Source organism: Weizmannia sp. FSL K6-0777 (assembly GCF_038593185.1).
GTDB lineage: Bacteria > Bacillota > Bacilli > Bacillales > Bacillaceae_C > Weizmannia > Weizmannia faecalis.
The window spans coordinates 944,202-961,004 of record NZ_CP151971.1 but is presented as its reverse complement, the minus strand read 5'-3'; the positions used below and the strand labels follow the sequence as shown (position 1 = coordinate 961,004).

Annotated in this window: 16 protein-coding genes and 1 tRNA gene; 8 read left to right on the top strand and 9 right to left on the bottom strand. The window is 47.1% G+C overall.

Features of this window, described 5'->3' with window-relative positions:
- Positions 1-197 precede the first annotated feature (197 nt).
- The 7 genes from NST70_RS04300 (at position 198) to NST70_RS04270 (ending at position 7,985) form a co-directional block, all read left to right on the top strand.
- Complete coding sequence (locus tag NST70_RS04300; RefSeq protein WP_061086840.1) at positions 198-1,538, top strand: YheC/YheD family protein; 1,341 nt, start codon at positions 198-200, stop codon at positions 1,536-1,538.
- On the top strand, positions 1,528-2,625 hold the full coding sequence (locus tag NST70_RS04295; protein ID WP_046720968.1) for a YheC/YheD family protein: 1,098 nt from the start codon (positions 1,528-1,530) through the stop codon (positions 2,623-2,625). The genes NST70_RS04300 and NST70_RS04295 overlap by 11 nt, the downstream gene beginning before the upstream one ends.
- 34 nt (positions 2,626-2,659) lie before the next feature.
- Entirely contained in the window at positions 2,660-4,021 is a 1,362-nt protein-coding gene (locus NST70_RS04290; RefSeq protein WP_061086841.1) for a YheC/YheD family protein, read from the top strand.
- The gene (locus NST70_RS04285) at positions 4,018-5,199 is read left to right on the top strand and encodes a YheC/YheD family protein (protein ID WP_104851295.1); all 1,182 of its coding nucleotides are present in this window, start codon (positions 4,018-4,020) and stop codon (positions 5,197-5,199) included. Before NST70_RS04290 ends, NST70_RS04285 begins: the two co-directional genes overlap by 4 nt.
- Before the next feature lie 65 nt (positions 5,200-5,264).
- Positions 5,265-6,152, top strand: coding sequence for a helix-turn-helix domain-containing protein (locus NST70_RS04280; RefSeq protein ID WP_104851294.1), 888 nt, complete (start codon positions 5,265-5,267; stop codon positions 6,150-6,152).
- A 309-nt stretch (positions 6,153-6,461) separates the two neighbouring features.
- Entirely contained in the window at positions 6,462-7,556 is a 1,095-nt protein-coding gene (gene ugpC / locus NST70_RS04275) for a sn-glycerol-3-phosphate ABC transporter ATP-binding protein UgpC (RefSeq protein WP_014095814.1), read from the top strand.
- 222 nt (positions 7,557-7,778) lie between these two features.
- On the top strand, positions 7,779-7,985 hold the full coding sequence (locus NST70_RS04270) for an alpha/beta-type small acid-soluble spore protein (RefSeq protein ID WP_014095815.1): 207 nt from the start codon (positions 7,779-7,781) through the stop codon (positions 7,983-7,985).
- A gap of 56 nt (positions 7,986-8,041) precedes the next feature.
- On the opposite strand, the gene fumC is transcribed toward NST70_RS04270, so the two are convergent.
- The 4 genes from fumC to NST70_RS04250 form a co-directional block, all read right to left on the bottom strand.
- Positions 8,042-9,430 carry a class II fumarate hydratase gene (fumC, locus tag NST70_RS04265; RefSeq protein ID WP_026684722.1) on the bottom strand — a complete coding sequence of 463 codons (1,389 nt, stop codon included), beginning with the start codon at positions 9,428-9,430 and terminating at the stop codon, positions 8,042-8,044.
- A 470-nt stretch (positions 9,431-9,900) separates the two neighbouring features.
- The gene (locus tag NST70_RS04260; protein WP_014095817.1) at positions 9,901-10,176 is read right to left on the bottom strand and encodes a hypothetical protein; all 276 of its coding nucleotides are present in this window, start codon (positions 10,174-10,176) and stop codon (positions 9,901-9,903) included.
- On the bottom strand, positions 10,173-11,099 hold the full coding sequence (locus NST70_RS04255) for an Rpn family recombination-promoting nuclease/putative transposase (RefSeq protein ID WP_168985933.1): 927 nt from the start codon (positions 11,097-11,099) through the stop codon (positions 10,173-10,175). The genes NST70_RS04260 and NST70_RS04255 overlap by 4 nt, the downstream gene beginning before the upstream one ends.
- A gap of 343 nt (positions 11,100-11,442) precedes the next feature.
- A tRNA-Arg gene (locus NST70_RS04250) sits at positions 11,443-11,514 on the bottom strand.
- A gap of 241 nt (positions 11,515-11,755) precedes the next feature.
- Between NST70_RS04250 and clpP the strand changes: the two genes are divergently transcribed.
- On the top strand, positions 11,756-12,340 hold the full coding sequence (clpP, locus tag NST70_RS04245; protein WP_035182139.1) for an ATP-dependent Clp endopeptidase proteolytic subunit ClpP: 585 nt from the start codon (positions 11,756-11,758) through the stop codon (positions 12,338-12,340).
- Between the two features lie 86 nt (positions 12,341-12,426).
- Here clpP and NST70_RS04240 read toward each other — a convergent pair whose 3' ends face one another.
- The 5 genes from NST70_RS04240 to NST70_RS04220 form a co-directional block, all read right to left on the bottom strand.
- The gene (locus NST70_RS04240; RefSeq protein ID WP_014095819.1) at positions 12,427-12,696 is read right to left on the bottom strand and encodes an HPr family phosphocarrier protein; all 270 of its coding nucleotides are present in this window, start codon (positions 12,694-12,696) and stop codon (positions 12,427-12,429) included.
- Positions 12,697-12,806: 110 nt separating this feature from the next.
- Positions 12,807-13,760, bottom strand: coding sequence for a DNA-binding protein WhiA (gene whiA / locus NST70_RS04235; protein WP_014095820.1), 954 nt, complete (start codon positions 13,758-13,760; stop codon positions 12,807-12,809).
- 79 nt (positions 13,761-13,839) lie between these two features.
- Positions 13,840-14,820 carry a YvcK family protein gene (locus NST70_RS04230; RefSeq protein WP_168985932.1) on the bottom strand — a complete coding sequence of 327 codons (981 nt, stop codon included), beginning with the start codon at positions 14,818-14,820 and terminating at the stop codon, positions 13,840-13,842.
- Positions 14,817-15,707, bottom strand: coding sequence for an RNase adapter RapZ (gene rapZ, locus NST70_RS04225; RefSeq protein ID WP_179234300.1), 891 nt, complete (start codon positions 15,705-15,707; stop codon positions 14,817-14,819). The genes NST70_RS04230 and rapZ overlap by 4 nt, the downstream gene beginning before the upstream one ends.
- A 36-nt stretch (positions 15,708-15,743) precedes the next feature.
- Complete coding sequence (locus NST70_RS04220) at positions 15,744-16,202, bottom strand: 8-oxo-dGTP diphosphatase (protein WP_014095823.1); 459 nt, start codon at positions 16,200-16,202, stop codon at positions 15,744-15,746.
- Positions 16,203-16,803 lie beyond the last annotated feature (601 nt).

Below are 16,803 nucleotides of genomic sequence, written 5' to 3'. Positions count from 1 at the left end.
CGTTGATTTTGGTTCTATGCTGCGGAAAACCGCAAACTTAATGAAAAAATACCCTTTTTTGCGGCCGGGTATTTCTAAAATCAGCTATTTTTTGAACCGATTTTCTGTGCTAATCATAAGATATCAGCAAAAGCCCAATAAAGTCAAAAATGGACCGTGTTCGTGCCCGTGTTTTCAGGAGGAAGGGAGGGAACGGATTGGCATCAACCATTGCATTCCGGCATGACGATGAAATGAAAGGCGCGGCGGCGGAAATTCCACGGGCGCTCCTTTCCTTTTTGCACATTTTAAATGGCGGGCTCACCATCCGGTTCGGCGGAAAAACAGCCACGGCAAAAGTAGAAACCGATGCATCCGGCAAAACGGTGATGATGCTCTCTGCGGATGGTTACAAACATCTGAAGCTCCCTGTTCCGCCCGCACGGATGAGAGCCTTCTGCCAGCAGGGAGTGCTTGAACTTGGCCCGGTAATTGCCGTCTTGACAGAACTCACTGGCAGTGCCCCTTCCGAAAACATTCGGCCATTTTGCGAAGAACTGCATCACCTGCTCGAAAAAGAAGGCGGCTACCTTTTTGTAGAAGGCTTGGATTCCCGTGCCGGTACCGGCTGCACGTTTTCCGACGACTGTTGGAAAACAAGGGAAGTGCCGGAACCGGACATCGTCTATAACCGCATTCACTCCAGGCTGGCTGAAAAAAGCCGTCAGTTTGAGAAAAAAACAGCGGCGTACAAAGAAAAGAGAATCGATTTTTTTAATGCCAAGTATTTAACAAAAATGGAAGTTTACGAATGCCTTTATGCAAACCGATTTTTGCGGCCGTATTTACCGGAAACTTGCCGGTACGGGCCAGCGTGCCTTGCGGAAAAACTTGAGGCATCAAGCGTCCTGTATGTCAAGCCCGAAAACGGAAGCCAGGGGCGCGGCATCATCCGGATTGAAAAAATGGAAGGCCGTTTCCTCCTTGGCCATACGCACAAGGAAAACAGTTTGCCGGAAGTTGCAGAAAATGTGGAAGACATCGTTAAAAAAATGGACCAACTCACCGGAACCCTTCCGTATATTCTTCAACAAGGCATTCCATTGCTTTCGGCAGATGGAAGGCAAACCGATTTCCGGTTTCTTGTCTGGAGAACCGGCGCAAAAAACGATTGGCAGATCGCGTCATCCCTCGCAAGAACAGCGGCAGATGATGCGATTGTATCAAACCTCTCACAAGGAGGGCTTCCGGCAAAACCGGCGCCGCTGATCTTCCATCATTTCGGAAAGGAAAAAGGCCGGCTTGCGCTGGAACTCATGCACGAGCTGGCGGAAGCCGCCGCCATCACGCTCTGTTCTGCCGGAAACGGGCATTTTGCGGAATTCGGGATCGATATAGGCGTGGACCGGGAAGGAAAACCGTGGGTAATTGAAGCAAACGTTAAGCCGTCTAAGGCCGCGTTTGGCGTATCCCGCGGCGGCATCCGCCCATCCGTAAAAGCACTTTACCGTTACGGTTTATTTCTATGGACTGAAAGGGGAATGGAACATGCCGGATAAATTAGGCATTCTAACGCTGGATCCTGCTTCCCGGCAGGAATATTTTGACCAAATGGCACATGAATCAAAAAAATACGGGACCGATCTTTATTCATTCTCCCCCCTTGATTTACTGCCCGGCACGCAGAAAGCAAAAGGACTCCATTTTGACACTGCAAGCGGCATATGGAAAGAAGAAGTTTTCCAAATTCCGGAATTCCTTTATGACCGCTGCTTTTACGGTGAAGACCAGCCATCAAAAGATGCCAAAAAAATTGTCGCATGGCTGAAAGAACGGAAAGACCTTACCTTTCTCGGATACGGGCTGCCGAATAAAGCCATGCTTTATGACCGCCTAAAGGAAATTCCGGAGATCTCTCCGTATTTGCCGGAGACAGTAAAGGCGGACAGCACGGGAACGGTTTTGCGGGAGCTGAACAAATACCTTTCCATTATTTTAAAACCGGCAAACGGTGCGCATGGTTATGCGGTATATTCCCTCGAAAAGAGAACGGGCGGACTGCTTGTGAGTACGACGAAAAACGGCAGTCTTATATCGCGGAACTTCGACCGTTTGGATCAATTTCAAGCTTGGCTCAATCAGCTGCTTGGAAAGCATGATTTTCTCATTCAGGCAAGGATTGACAATATGGACCGGAAAAACCGGCCTTTTGATCTCCGCATCTTTTTGCAAAAAGACAGCCGCGGCGAGTGGCAGGAAGTGGCGCGGGGCATCCGTACCGGCATGGAAAACGGCATTCTAACCAATTTGAGCGCAGGGGCAAGCCTCTCAACATACGAGAACTGGCAACGCGAAACGCCGCATTTTAATCACGTCTATATCAGCCAGGAAATCTCTGACATCATCAGCACCTTGCCGGCTGTTTTGGAAGAAACTTTTCAACCGCTGTTTGAGCTGGGGATCGATCTGCTCATTGCGGGAGACCAATCGATCTGGATACTCGACATCAATTCGAAACCGGGCAGGAAAATGGTCAGCCTTCTCCATCCGGAAAAAACCGGGCAAATGGCTGAAGCCCCGCTTGCCTACTGCCGGCATTTACAGGAAACCGGAAGCCGCGCGCGGGCAAATATCGAAACTGTATAGCACGAAGCTGAAAATGAAACGAGGTGTTTTGCAAATGGCTAGAAAATATAAAATCGAGTTTTTTGAGGCATCCGACCCGATCCTGTACACGCCGCAAAGCCTTCCGATACTTGAACACACCGACAAAGTGGCTTTCGGCTCTAAGATCGCTGCCGCAAAAATCGAACCGCATCCAAATGGCCGCAATGTTTTTTCCGTCTCAAGCGCACTTGCCGGTGAACTGAGAATGCCCGCCTTTTTAACGGTTCTTCACTGTTTCCAAAACAGCGATATCCTAATGCTCGGCCCGCTTGTCGGCATTTTTACGGCCGGCTTCACCCCTTTTGAAAACCGGCCGGCCGGCGCAAGGTCAGCGTGGTTTGCAAAACTTCTTTCCGCCCAGCCGGACGCCGGTGTTGTGCCGTTTTTATTCGGCGAACAGCATATAGATTGGGAACAGGGTGTGATCACCGGCTACTTTTACGGGAGAGCGGGCTGGGAAAAACAGGAAGTTCCATTTCCCAATGCCATTTACGACCGGCTCCCGAACCGGAAGAGTGAAAAACTTGTAAATGCGCAGAAAATTAAAGAAAAATTGGAAAATGAATATTTCATTCCATGGTACAATCCCGGTTTTTTCAACAAACTAGAAATTCACGAGCGGCTGTTTCAAGATCCGGATGTGCGCCCATATTTGCCGGAAACAAACCCGCTCACCTCTTTTCATCAAATTGAACGGATGCTGTCTGACTACGGGATGGTCTATATCAAACCGGTGAATGGCAGCCTTGGCCTCGGCGTCCATCAAATCCTTTACCACCATGCTTCCGGTGCGTATTATTGCCGGTACCGGGACACTGGCAACCGATTGTTAAAATTCAGCAGCCTTGAAAACTTAATGAACCGTGTTTTTTCCAAAAAGCAATGGAACCGGCTGCTTGTCCAGCAGGGCATTTTTCTCGTAACAGACGGAGGGCGGCCGGTTGATTTCCGGGTCCATACCAATAAAGACGGGGATGGAAACTGGGTCGTTACAGCAATCGCGGCAAAAGTGGCCGGCCCGGGAAGCCCGACAACGCATGTGAGAAGCGGCGGATTAATTAAAACACTTCCCGAGCTTACGGAAAACCCGGAACAACAGGAGATGTACCGGCATGCACTGGAAACAGCCGCCCTCAAACTTTCCCGTGCCATCGATGAACATGTCGAAGGAATCATTGGAGAAATCGGGTTTGACCTCGGCATCAGTACGGACGGAAAAGTATGGCTGTTTGAAGCCAATTCAAAGCCCGGGCGCTCCATTTTCAACCATCCGTTCATGAAGGCGTGCGATTTATTGACGCGCAAAATGAGCTTATCATTTGCCGTTTATTTGACGGAACGGCAGGTGCAGTCACCAGGGGAAATGTTCCCATGACCGTCATCTGGTTTGACCGCAAGGAAAAAATGTTTAAGCGCACTACCCCGTCCCCGCTTTTTTGGGGAAAAGAAGCGGAACTGATTCCTTTCTCCGCGAAACCCGGTGAGGAAACGCCTCACCGCCTGATGTTAAAAGGAGCATCGGCCGGCCCCCTTATCGGGATACTTATCAGTAAATCAAAGAAAGCCATCAGCGGAGATCGTGATTTTTTTATCGCCATTCAACAAGCATTGCAGGAAAAACAGGGCGGTCTGTCTTTTTTATTCAGCCTTGCCGATATTTCAGCACATATTACCGGTGTGTTTTGGGATGTAAAACAAGAAAAATGGCACAGGGCAATGTTCCCACTTCCGGACGTGGTTTATAACCGGATCCGGAAGCGGGAGGAAGAATCGGGCGAAGATTTCCACCGCTTCACCACGCTTCTCCGGCAAAAAAGGATTCCTTTTTTCAACCCGCATTTTTTAAATAAATATGATGTGTACGAAAAATTGAAGCAGGACCCGGCGATTGCTGGTTTTCTTCCGGAAACGGCGCTTATTTCTGATGAAGACAGCTTGCACGCTTTTTTATTGACGCACAAGGATGTCTATATCAAGCCCGCCGCCCGTTCGCAAGGATACGGCATCCGCCGCATTGTAGAGGGACCCTGTGAGACATGGACATTTTACACGCCCCAATCCGCCCGCTTGCCCGCCAGCTTTTCGGATGTGTGGCAGGAGATTGGCCTGCTTGCGGAAAAAGAAACGTACATTGTCCAAGAAACCGTGCCAACATTATTGCTTGATGGTCGGAAATATGACTACCGTGTCCACGTCCATTACGACGGAACAGGTTACCGGGTTACCGGCATCGGCGTGCGGGTTGCCCGCCCCGGCGGCATGACAACCCATACGGCAAAGGGCGGGGAAACGCTGGTGCTATCTTCCCGGGAAAAAACGGAGATTGAAAAAAAGCTTGCGCCGCTCATTTCAGCATGCGGCAATGCTTTAGCGGAATCATACGGCTTTTTCGGGGAATTTACCGCTGACATCGCACCCGGCAATGAAGACAGCTTTTATTTGTTTGAACTGAATGCGAAACCAATGTCCTTTGATGAACCTGAAATTGAAACAGCAAAAACCCAGAAACTTGCCGATTTGTTTTATGCCGTTACCGGATTTTTGGCAAAATGATTCCCTCCCTTTAAAAAAATTGAGTAAAATAGACTATATCCAATGAAAAACTGAGGGGTCCAAACATGCTGGAAAGATTAAAAACGAGGTATCCAAATGCTTGCATTGCAAATGAACCGATTGCGGCGAAACCTTTGTTGTGGTTTTGGATGGAAGAAGAAAAACGGTATTTCGGGATTGATCCGGTCGAATTGACACCGGAAGAAACGCTGCTGTTAAAGACATTATTCCCAAAATTTCAAGAAAATACTGCCGGCACGACGAGCGAAGCATCCAAATGGTATGACTACCTGTTTTTGCCGGATGCCGATGCCCCTGTCCATGACGGCGTATATCGCGTTACACAATTTGCGCTGGCAAAAGCAGGGTCGGATGTATCCGGCGTTCAGGAAGCTATCAAAAACATGTTTGTGCCTGATGTCTTGGTGATTGTGACCAATCAGCTGGAAGGCATTGTGATTGAAGAAAAAAGTGAAACAATTGCAACCGAAGACGATCTGACGGCATCCATCCGTGCGTTTGAAGGGGATTTCTACACCCCTGTTTTGCTGTATTTAGGCGAATTTCAGGAAATGGCAGCATTAAAGCACCACTTCTCATTCGAACGCCGGCTTTTCGAATTTGCCAAAAGCCGCCGGAAAACGTCCGCTTTGTTCACGGTTCATTCCCTGCTTCCCCTTTATTTGCTGTCTAATTTGCCTGAAAGTGAAAAGGGCCTGCTCTTTCAATCCCTGCACGGGCTGTTTGAAGAAGACCGGGAAATGGGGCAAACGATCAAACGGTATCTTGAAAATTTTGCGAATGCCAGCCTGACGGCAAAACAATTATTCATCCACCGCAATTCCTTGCAGTACCGGATTGAAAAATTCGAAGAAAAAACGGGTTTGAATTTAAAACATTTTACAGATGCGATCTTTGCGTATTTCGCCTGTCTCGAAACCTTTGGCGGCTAACCCTTCCGATAAGTCTTACGTGATCTGCCTTGAGATGGAATAGGCCTATTTTACAAAAAATGGTTGTATCAAGAGTGGCATGCCGGCATCAGCTCCCATGTTGTAATGAATGCGGCAACCAGAAGAATGGAAAACGAGCTGCTTTTACATTGCCAGGATCCCGGCTCTCTCATTTCACTGCGTCAACCGGGAAAATCGTGTGGGCAGGGTGCCGAAAATCGCCCTGCATTTTTTGTGCATCCTGACGTTCCCATTATGAAAGGGTTTTCTTTATAATAAAGACAACTTATAACGGGGGAGGATTTTACGATGACAGAACTTGCGCTTGAGCATATTTATAAGATTTACGACAATAATGTAACCGCTGTATCCGATTTTAATCTACATATTAATGACAAGGAATTCATTGTATTTGTCGGTCCTTCCGGCTGCGGGAAATCGACGACGCTCAGGATGATTGCCGGGCTTGAAGAAATTTCAAAAGGCGATTTATACATGGATGGCAAACGGGTGAACGATGTCGCGCCGAAAGATCGTGATATCGCGATGGTATTCCAGAACTACGCGCTTTATCCGCATATGACGGTATACGACAATATGGCATTCGGGCTGAAACTCCGCAAAGTGCCGAAAGCGGAAATTGACAAGCGGGTACAGGAAGCCGCAAAAATTCTTGGCCTTGAAGAATATTTAAAACGGAAACCAAAAGCTTTATCAGGCGGACAAAGGCAACGGGTTGCCCTCGGCCGCGCGATTGTACGGGATGCAAAAGTCTTCCTCATGGACGAACCTTTATCAAATCTGGACGCAAAATTGCGGGTGCAAATGCGGGCCGAAATTGCCCGGCTTCACCAGCGTTTGCAAACGACGACCATTTATGTGACGCATGACCAGACGGAAGCAATGACGATGGCTTCGAGGATTGTCGTCATGAAAGATGGTGTCATCCAGCAAGTCGGAACGCCGCGTGAAGTATACGACTCACCTGCTAACCTGTTCGTCGCCGGTTTTATCGGCTCACCAGCGATGAACTTCTTCCGCGGTAAACTGGATAACGGCAAATTCCACTTAAACGAATCGGTTCAGATTGATGTGCCGGAAGGAAAAATGAAACACTTGAAAAGCCATATCGGGAAAGATGTCATCCTCGGCGTCCGCCCCGAAGACATCCACGATGAACCTGTTTTCATTGAGACAATGCCGGGCGCTACCATCAAAGCCACGATTGATGTTTCCGAACTTCATGGCGCTGAAACAATGCTTTATTCCAGAATCAACGGGCAAGAGTTTATCTCCCGCATCGATTCCAGGACGGTTGTCAAACCGGGTGACGAAATTACGCTCGGGCTTGATATGAACAAAGCCCATTTCTTTGATGCTGAAACAGAATTAAGGATTGGGTGAATAGAAATGCCGGCTGCTGGTTGCAGCCGGCATTTTTTCACTGCAAAAATCACCAGCGATTACCATCCAGGAACCAGTATAATTAAAATTTTTTCCTCCATAATACGTAGTACATCGATCAAATTCCGCTGGGTTCAACCAAGAAGGTGGCGGGGAATTCCCCGCTTGCTGGTGCAATTCCAGCCGACCCAACCAAAAACTCACAACGAGGAGATGACACAGATGGCAAACAACAGCAATTCAAACCAATTGTTAGTTTCCGGTGCTGAGCAGGCTCTCGACCAAATGAAATACGAAATTGCACAAGAATTCGGCGTAAACCTCGGCGCAGATACGACATCCCGCGCGAACGGATCTGTCGGGGGAGAAATTACAAAACGCCTTGTGCAAATGGCTGAACAACAACTTGGTGGTACTTTCCATTCGTAATAAAACAAACCAATAAAATGGCTGAAAAAAAAGGGGGGCAATCGCCTCCCTTTTTATCAGTGATTTAAATTGACCATTTTTTCCGGCACAATCCACTCCTCATATTGTTCTTCGGTTACATAACCTGTTTTAATGGCGGCTTCTTTCAGCGTCGTACCTTCCTTGAAAGCAAGTTTCGCGATTTGGGCCGCTTTTTCATAACCGATATGCGGATTTAAGGCCGTCACCAGCATGAGGGAACGATTAACATTTTCCTGGATCGTTTCTACATTCGGTTCGATGCCGCGCACGCATCTTTCATCAAATGACTTCATCGCATCGCCGAGCAGATGGACGGACTGTAGGAAATTGTATATAATTACCGGTTTAAATACATTTAATTCAAAGTTGCCCTGGCTCGCGGCAAACCCGATTGCGGCGTCATTCCCGAATACCTGGACCGCTACCATCGTCAACGCTTCGCACTGGGTCGGGTTGACTTTGCCAGGCATAATCGAGCTGCCCGGTTCATTGGCCGGGATCGTAATCTCACCGATTCCGCTTCTCGGCCCGCTTGCAAGCCATCTGACATCATTGGCCATTTTCATTAAATCTGCAGCAAGCCCTTTTAATGCCCCGTGGACATGAACGATTTCGTCATGGCTTGTGAGTGCATGGAATTTGTTATCAGAAGAAACAAACGGGTAGCCGGTCTGTCTTTCTAGTTCTTCCGCAACTTTATCACCGAAAGTCGGGTCCGCATTAATGCCGGTGCCGACAGCCGTGCCGCCGATCGCCAGGTTCAAAATATGTTTTGCACTTTCTTTGATCATGCGTTCGCTTTTTTCCAGCATGGCACGCCAGCCGCTGATTTCCTGGCCGAGAGTAAGCGGGGTTGCATCCTGCAAATGCGTGCGCCCGATTTTAATAATTTTCATGTACGCTTTTTCTTTTTCAAGCAGCGTTTCTTTCAGCTGTTCCAGCGGCGGCAACAGCCTTGTCTGTAGTTCATGGTAGGCAGCAATATGCATTGCAGTCGGGAACGTATCGTTCGAGCTTTGCGACATATTCACATCATCGTTCGGATGGACGTGTTCAGTACTATTTTCTCCGGAAAGAATTTCGTTTGCCCTTCTTGCCACCACTTCATTCACATTCATGTTTGACTGGGTGCCGCTGCCTGTTTGCCAGACAACAAGCGGAAAATGTTCATCAAATTTCCCGTCCAGCACTTCTTCACAAGCTTGGACAATCGCCTTCATTTTGGCATCCGATAATTTGCCGAGGCGATTGTTGCTGACGGCAGCCGCTTTTTTCAAATGGGCAAAAGCGCGGATCACTTCCATCGGCATTTTTTCCCCGCCGATCGGGAAGTTTTCCTTGCTGCGCTGCGTTTGTGCCCCCCAATATTTGTCCCGCGGCACTTTCATTTCTCCGAGTGTGTCTTTTTCAATTCGGTACTCCACTTTCTTCCCCTCCTGTATGTGCTTACATTTGAGTTTTGCAAAACGGTGGAAACGGTGGCAAGCCTAAAAAACTTGCCGGTATGTAGCTGCAAGTTTATTTTACTATAAATTCCCGCAAAGCAACACCTCAACGCTCGCGAGTCGCTGATCAATTCCTTTTTGAAAACAATTTTCAGGAATGAAACTTGCACCAAAAAAGCGGCATATCCGTTCACGAGCCGGCCAATGCCGTACATTTACCGTTTGCCGGTATCACAGTCCTGAAAAAATGCCTGCCACTCTCCGGATTTGCCGGATTGTAACAGACATCATTCCCCGCTAACGACCGCTTGAACGGCACCCCTGCTGACTCAGGCCGGCCGTTTTTTCAATGCATTGCGGGTCGCTACCGCCCTGAGCAGCCTGTTCGCAATGGTGTGCATTTATTTTATTTCATATATTCGCGAAATCAAAATAAAAATTCGGCAGCTTCAATACTTGTCCTGCTTTGTCTCCAGTTGCTGTTTTATTTTTTCCACTTCTGTCTGGCTCAGGCCGGTTTTTTCTACAATTAATTGAAGCTCCGTACCTGCCAGCAACATTTTGATGGCAATTGGAATCGTTTGTAACAATTCTTTTCTTTCTTCTTCCCTTCCTTCTTCTCTTCCCTTCTCTACTCCTATTTCAATTCCTTTCTTATACCCGCGATCAAAGTAAGAATTCGGCAGCTTTAATACTTGCTCTGCTTCGTCATAACTCGGGTTCAAGGCTTTTCCCCTTCTATCTGCCTTTTGATTTTCATGATCTCATCTTCACTCAAGCCGGATGCTTGGGCAATGACCTTCACATCCACTTGATTTTTCAACAAGTTAACAATAAATCTTCTTAACCTTTCTTCCCCTTCTTCCCTTCCTTCTTCTCTGCCTTCCTCTTTCCCCTTCTTATACCCGCGGTCAAAATAGGAATTCGGCAGCTTCAATACTTGCTCCGCTTCGTCCGGATCCAGCATTTTAATGTTTTCCATTACTTCCGCCTCCTCTTTTTCGTTCAATTTTAAATAATAATCAAAGAAACCGTGTAACAGCCTCATTTTTGCAGGGTCGAGTTCCATCCGGGCCAGCATCCGCAGAAACTCCAGTTTGACCTGCACCCGTTCTTTTTCTGTATACCCCATTTTGCTTAATAATGCCGCAGCAACAGGGTTGTCGCTCCGGATATAATTTCTCCAATTTTGCTTCATCAGATGAATGGATAAATAGTGAAAACGAAGAATTTCAATGTTGTGGAACGCAAAGGTGTATGTATCAGGGGTTTCTGTTTTCTCCTCGTAACTAAAAACGGCAATCGGCAATACCGGTTTCCGGTGCCGGAGACTGATCATCATGTAATAACGAAACATGCGTTCAGGAAAAGGCTTCTCGTAATACGACTGCGGCTCTACATGGATGAGAATCACGGTATCTTTGCCTTTTACCTTCGTTTCGGCAAGGATGTCAACCCGTTTTTGCTCACCGCCTGGAAAGTCCGTAAACTGTTCCTGCGACAAAAACCGCACCCGGCGGTAGTCGAGATCCGCTGCCACATCCGGGAAAAACGCCTCCATAAACTCCTGAAAAAAGTTTTGGATCAGCTCCTTAAAAAAACGATCATGCACGTGATAACCGGCATGTTTTTCCATTACAAGTTCCAATGGCAACACCCCTTTTCTCATTTTTCAGTTTTATTATAAAGGACAAACGTTCGTTTTTCAAGTGGATTTTGCAAATTTGGTCCGGCATTCTCCTTTTGCATATTTCTTATCAATTTATCGTAACCAATAAAGCCCTCCATGATTTATACAAAAACTGTTCAAAACCTGAATATATGGCACTATGAAGGAAATGTCGCAGGTGGCGCAATGAATGAGATTTGTGGTGCAAAATTCATTCAATTTTCGCCTTATTTTTCCGTATCAGAGAAAAGAAAAACGACTGCAAATGCAGTCGTATCAAGGGTTTAAAAAATTTTAAGCTAATTGTTCAGTTTTTAGAAAACGCCCTCGGCAGGAATCGAACCCACATTTTGAGAACCGGAATCTCACGTGCTATCCTTTGCACCACGAGGGCAATAAGTGATTCAACAATAATAGATTATAAAGGACAATGAACAAAAAAGCAAGCCCCTTTTTGGTTTTATTTTATCGGAATTTGGTTATGATGGGTATTGTAGTTCAGGTGAAGGCAATTCTTTTGACCTTCATTGACCAATATTGTATGATCAGTACATAAGGATGGAGAATAATTCCTTTAACATCCATGATATAGCATATGATGGACCATTCCGAAGAGAAGAAGGAGGATACTCAATATGAATTTAATTCCCACAGTAATTGAACAAACAAACCGCGGGGAACGCGCATACGACATTTATTCCCGCCTGTTAAAAGACCGGATTATTATGCTTGGCAGCGCGATTGACGACAATGTTTCCAACTCGATTGTTTCCCAGCTTTTGTTCCTGGAAGCGGAAAACCCTGAAAAAGATATTTATCTTTATATTAACAGTCCTGGCGGGAGTGTCACTGCGGGCCTTGCCATTTATGACACCATGCAGATCATCAAACCGGACGTGCAAACGATTTGCGTCGGGATGGCTGCATCAATGGGCTCCGTGCTGTTGACCGCCGGCACGAAAGGGAAACGTTATGCCCTGCCGAACAGCGAAGTGATGATTCACCAACCATTAGGCGGCGCCCAAGGCCAGGCAACAGAAATTGAAATCGCGGCAAAACATATTTTGTATACGCGCGCGAAATTAAACAAAATTTTGTCCGACCATACCGGCCAGCCGATTGAAGTGATCGAAAGGGATACAGACCGCGATAACTTCATGAGCGCGGAAAAAGCAAAAGAATATGGTTTGATTGACCATATTATGACAAAAAAGAATTGAAATAAGATTGAACAAGGCCGTCCGCAAGCGGGCGGCCTTGTGCTGTGTTTGAAAAACCCGCAGGCTGACGGCCGCATGCGCTTACATCAGGACGGAAGTTTTTCTTTCCCTTCAATATAGTTCGCCAAGTGTTCAAAAGCTTCTTCTTCATCGCTCCCGTCCACGCTCAGCGTAACAGTTTCCCCGTGGCCCGCAGCAAGGGTCATCAGCCCCATAATGCTTTTTGCATTTACCTTTCTTCCTTCTTTTTCAAGAAAAATTTCCGATGAAAAGCGGGTGGCTTCCTGGACAAATTGGGCTGCAGGGCGCGCCTGCAAACCGGATTTTAATTTCACTTCCAATTGTTTTTCGATCACGATAACCCTCTCCTTTCAAGTAGCAGGACAGGGGCGCCTTCTGCCAATACGCCCCCCGTCTTTATACTTTTTAAACCTATCCATCTTACATGATTAATTTTTGGCACCCATTATGAATTTTTATTGACAGGCCCGTTTGCCCGCAGTTTCTCGGCAATTTCATCGATTTTGCGGAGCCGGTGATTGATGCCGGATTTGCTAATATGTCCGCCGGACACCATTTCGCCGAGTTCCTTCAAAGTCACATCCTGGTGGTTCACGCGCAATACTGCAATCTCGCGCAGTTTCTCCGGCAGTGCATCAAGGCCGACCGTTTCTTCAATATAGCGAATGTTTTCCACTTGACGGAGGGCGGCTCCGATCGTTTTATTCAAATTGGCCGTTTCGCAATTGACGAGCCGGTTGACGGAATTGCGCATATCCCGAACAATCCGGACATCTTCAAACCGGAGCAGGGCATGATGGGCACCGATAATATTGAGAAACTCCGTAATCTTTTCCGCTTCTTTTAAATACGTAATATATCCTTTTTTTCTTTCAAGCGTTTTGCTGTTTAAATGAAACCCGTTCATCAGGCGGCATAGTGCATCGTTGTGTTCTTTATATTGGGAGGAAATTTCCAAATGATAAGAGGAAGTTTCCGGATTGTTAACGGATCCGCCCGCCAGAAAAGCCCCGCGCAAATAGGAGCGTTTGCAGCACTTCTTCTTCAGCAGTTCCGGGGAAATGTTCCGGGTAAAGGTAAAATGTTCGCCGAGAATATGCAAATCTTCCAATATTTCTTTTGCCCGGGCCTTCAGCCTGACAATGTAGACGTTGTTTTTTTTCAGGCGCATTTTTTTCCTGACTAATAATTCCACCGGGACATCATATAATCTTTTTACAAGGACGTAAATCCGCCGGGCAATGGCGGCATTTTCCGTCTGCACATTGACAACCAGCACCTTGTTGGAAAAAGATAAAGATCCGTTCATCCGGATCAGTGCCGATAATTCGGATCTCACGCAGCAATCTTTTACTGCTAAATTGGTCAGCTCTTTTTTGATCTCTGATGCAAATGACATCCTCCAGGCCCCTCCCTTGGCAAAATGTAAATCTGTGCAAAAAAATGCACACGAAAAGGGGATGTTCCACCTTTATCCTTTACCGGGCACTGGAGCGTGAAAACCATTGTTGCTTTTTCAAAATATCATAAAGGATTTCGGCAACTTTTTCCGTATCGTGACGGATAACCCCGCCTTTATACGTTAAAATATTTCCCGAAACCACCTCCAGGCCGAGCCCCATTAAACGCTTCACGTCGTATACAACAGGCTGTGCCAGCTCCTTGCGATACCGGTGCATAACCGGTTCCGGCACATCTTCATCATTAACGAGGATCGTATCAATACAGGCACTACCCATATGGTTGAAAATCGCCTGCACATGATCCGCGGCAGTATAATGATTCGTCTCGCCCGCCTGCGTCATCAAATTGCATACATACACTTTTTTCGCGTGTGCATGGCATACTGCTTCTCCAAGACCCGGCACCATTAAATTCGGCAAAATACTTGTATAAAGGCTGCCCGGGCCGATCACGATCAAGTCAGCTTCCTGAATGGCCGTTAATGTTTCCGGAAGCGGCTGAATGACTTCAGGCGTCAAAAACACCCTTTTGATTTTTTTGCCGGAACACGGAATTTTGGATTCTCCGGAAACGATCGATCCGTCTTCCATTTCGGCGTGCAACACGACACTTTGGTTGGCGGATGGTAAGACCTGCCCCCGGACATTCAGGACTTTGCTCAGTTCCTTTACGGCGTGCACAAAATCTCCAGTTATCGAAGTGAGCGCCGCAATAATTAGATTGCCAAGCGAATGCCCGGAAAGTTCATCGCCGGTTTCAAAGCGGTGCTGGAACATTTTTTCAAGCAGCGGCTCCACATCGGATAGAGCCGCGAGCACATTGCGGATGTCCCCCGGGGAAGGCATATCCATTTCATTGCGGATTCTTCCGGAACTCCCGCCGTCATCTGCAACGGTTACAATGGCACTGATCTCAACCGGGTATTTTTTCAACCCCCGCAAAAGCACGGGAAGCCCCGTCCCGCCTCCGATCAGCACAATTTTCGGATGCCTCATGGCTTATGCTCCTCTTTTCTTTTAATATCACGGTGAGAAATCGTTGTATGATAGTCTTTTTCAAAAAAATGGCCGATATACTCGGCAAGCGCTACGGAACGGTGCTGGCCGCCCGTGCACCCGATGCCGATCACCAGCTGGCTTTTTCCTTCCCGTTTGTAATGCGGGAGCATAAAAGCAAGCAAATCGGTCAGCTTTTCAAGAAATTTTTGCGTTTCATTCCATTTTAAAACGTAAGTGTATACCTCTTCGTCCAGTCCGGTTTTCGGGCGCATATGCTCAATGTAGAACGGATTCGGCAAAAACCGGACATCAAAAACAAGGTCGCAGTCAATCGGAATGCCGTTTTTGAAGCCGAACGACAGGACATTGACCGTGAAAACCGACTGCTTATTCGCCGAAAACTCCAACACGATTTTTTCGCGGAGTTCGCGCGGTTTTAAATTGGATGTGTTGAGAATAAGCTGCGCACGCCCTTTCAGCTCCTCGAGGATTTTTCTTTCCTGCTGTATTCCTTCGAGCGGCGTCCCATCCGGCGAAAGCGGATGGGACCGGCGCGTTTCTTTATACCTGCGCACGAGCACAGAATCATCCGCATCCAAAAATAAAATGGTGGGCGTAACCCACGAAGACTTGTCAAGTTCATCCAGTGCCCGGAACAAGTCATCAAAGAATTCACGGCCGCGCAAATCCATTACAAGCGCGACTTTATTCATTTTATTACTGGCATCTTTCATCAGTTCCAGAAATTTTGGCAAAAGCGTCGGCGGCAAATTATCGACACAGAAAAACCCGAGATCCTCCAGGCTTTGGATCGCAACTGTTTTTCCGGCCCCACTCATGCCGGTAATGATGACAAACTGCATTTGATTTCCTTCTAAACCCATTCTTTTTCCCCCTGACGGAAAATTTAGCATGGCGTTTCAGCTTGGATCGAGCCTGTATGAAAGCAATTCAAAGTCGGGCGTGTACGTAAACTGGCCGTAGATGATGCCGCTTCCGTGAACCATATATTCCAAGATATGGGTATCCCCCGCCGCCATCGGCAAGTTCTTCATTTCATCAATGGCATGCCACTGCAAAATTCCTTCAGCAGATTGCTCGAAGTTTTTGCCGTCGCCGTCTGTGGCAACAAACGTAAACATCATCCATTCAGACACGGGTTTATCCCCGTCTTTGATGACAATGGTGAAAACGCCTTTTAAATCAGGATGTTTTAAATAGATGCCCGTTTCTTCACGGTATTCGCGAATGACAGCTTCACGGACCGTTTCTCCTTGCTCCATTTTCCCACCGGGTGCAACCCACCAGTTGCGCCGCGGCTTTTGCAGCAATAAAACCTGTCCGTCTTTGATGAATACACAATTTGTTATTCTTTGCAAAGAAGTCACCTCATATCTGAACCGGAATGATGCGGACAAATCCGCATCTATTCAACCGATGGATAAACCTTTCCCGTGCGTAAAACCATGTACCTTTTTATTATACTATTAATGAAATGGTTGAACAATGAATGCACCTGCCCCGTTTGTGTCAAGTTTTCCCCAATCGTGAAAATCGCATGGGTGAGGACAAGTCCGTGGCTCCTGAACTTTGATTTGTCTTTCACCGGGCAGATGAAGGACAAATGGCTGGCAGCTGCGCTTTGTTTTGTCTTTCATTATGCCGGTGAAGGACAGAATACTGGCAGCCATCTTATAAAATGTCTTTCATCGGGGTGATGAAGGACAAATCGATACCCGTCATACCTTGTTTTGTCTTTCATCGCATCGATGAGGGACAAATGGCAAGCAGTCGCGCTTTGTTTTGTCTTTCATCAAACCGGTGAAGGACAAATAGGCGCCCGCCACCCTTTAAAATGTCTTTCATCTCCCGTATAAACGAGCCAGCGCATTTATCAGCCGGAAAAAGCAGCGCAATATCCCGCACCGCAATTTTTGCGCAAAAAAAGAGCACAGGATTTTCCTGTGCCTGGGAGATAGG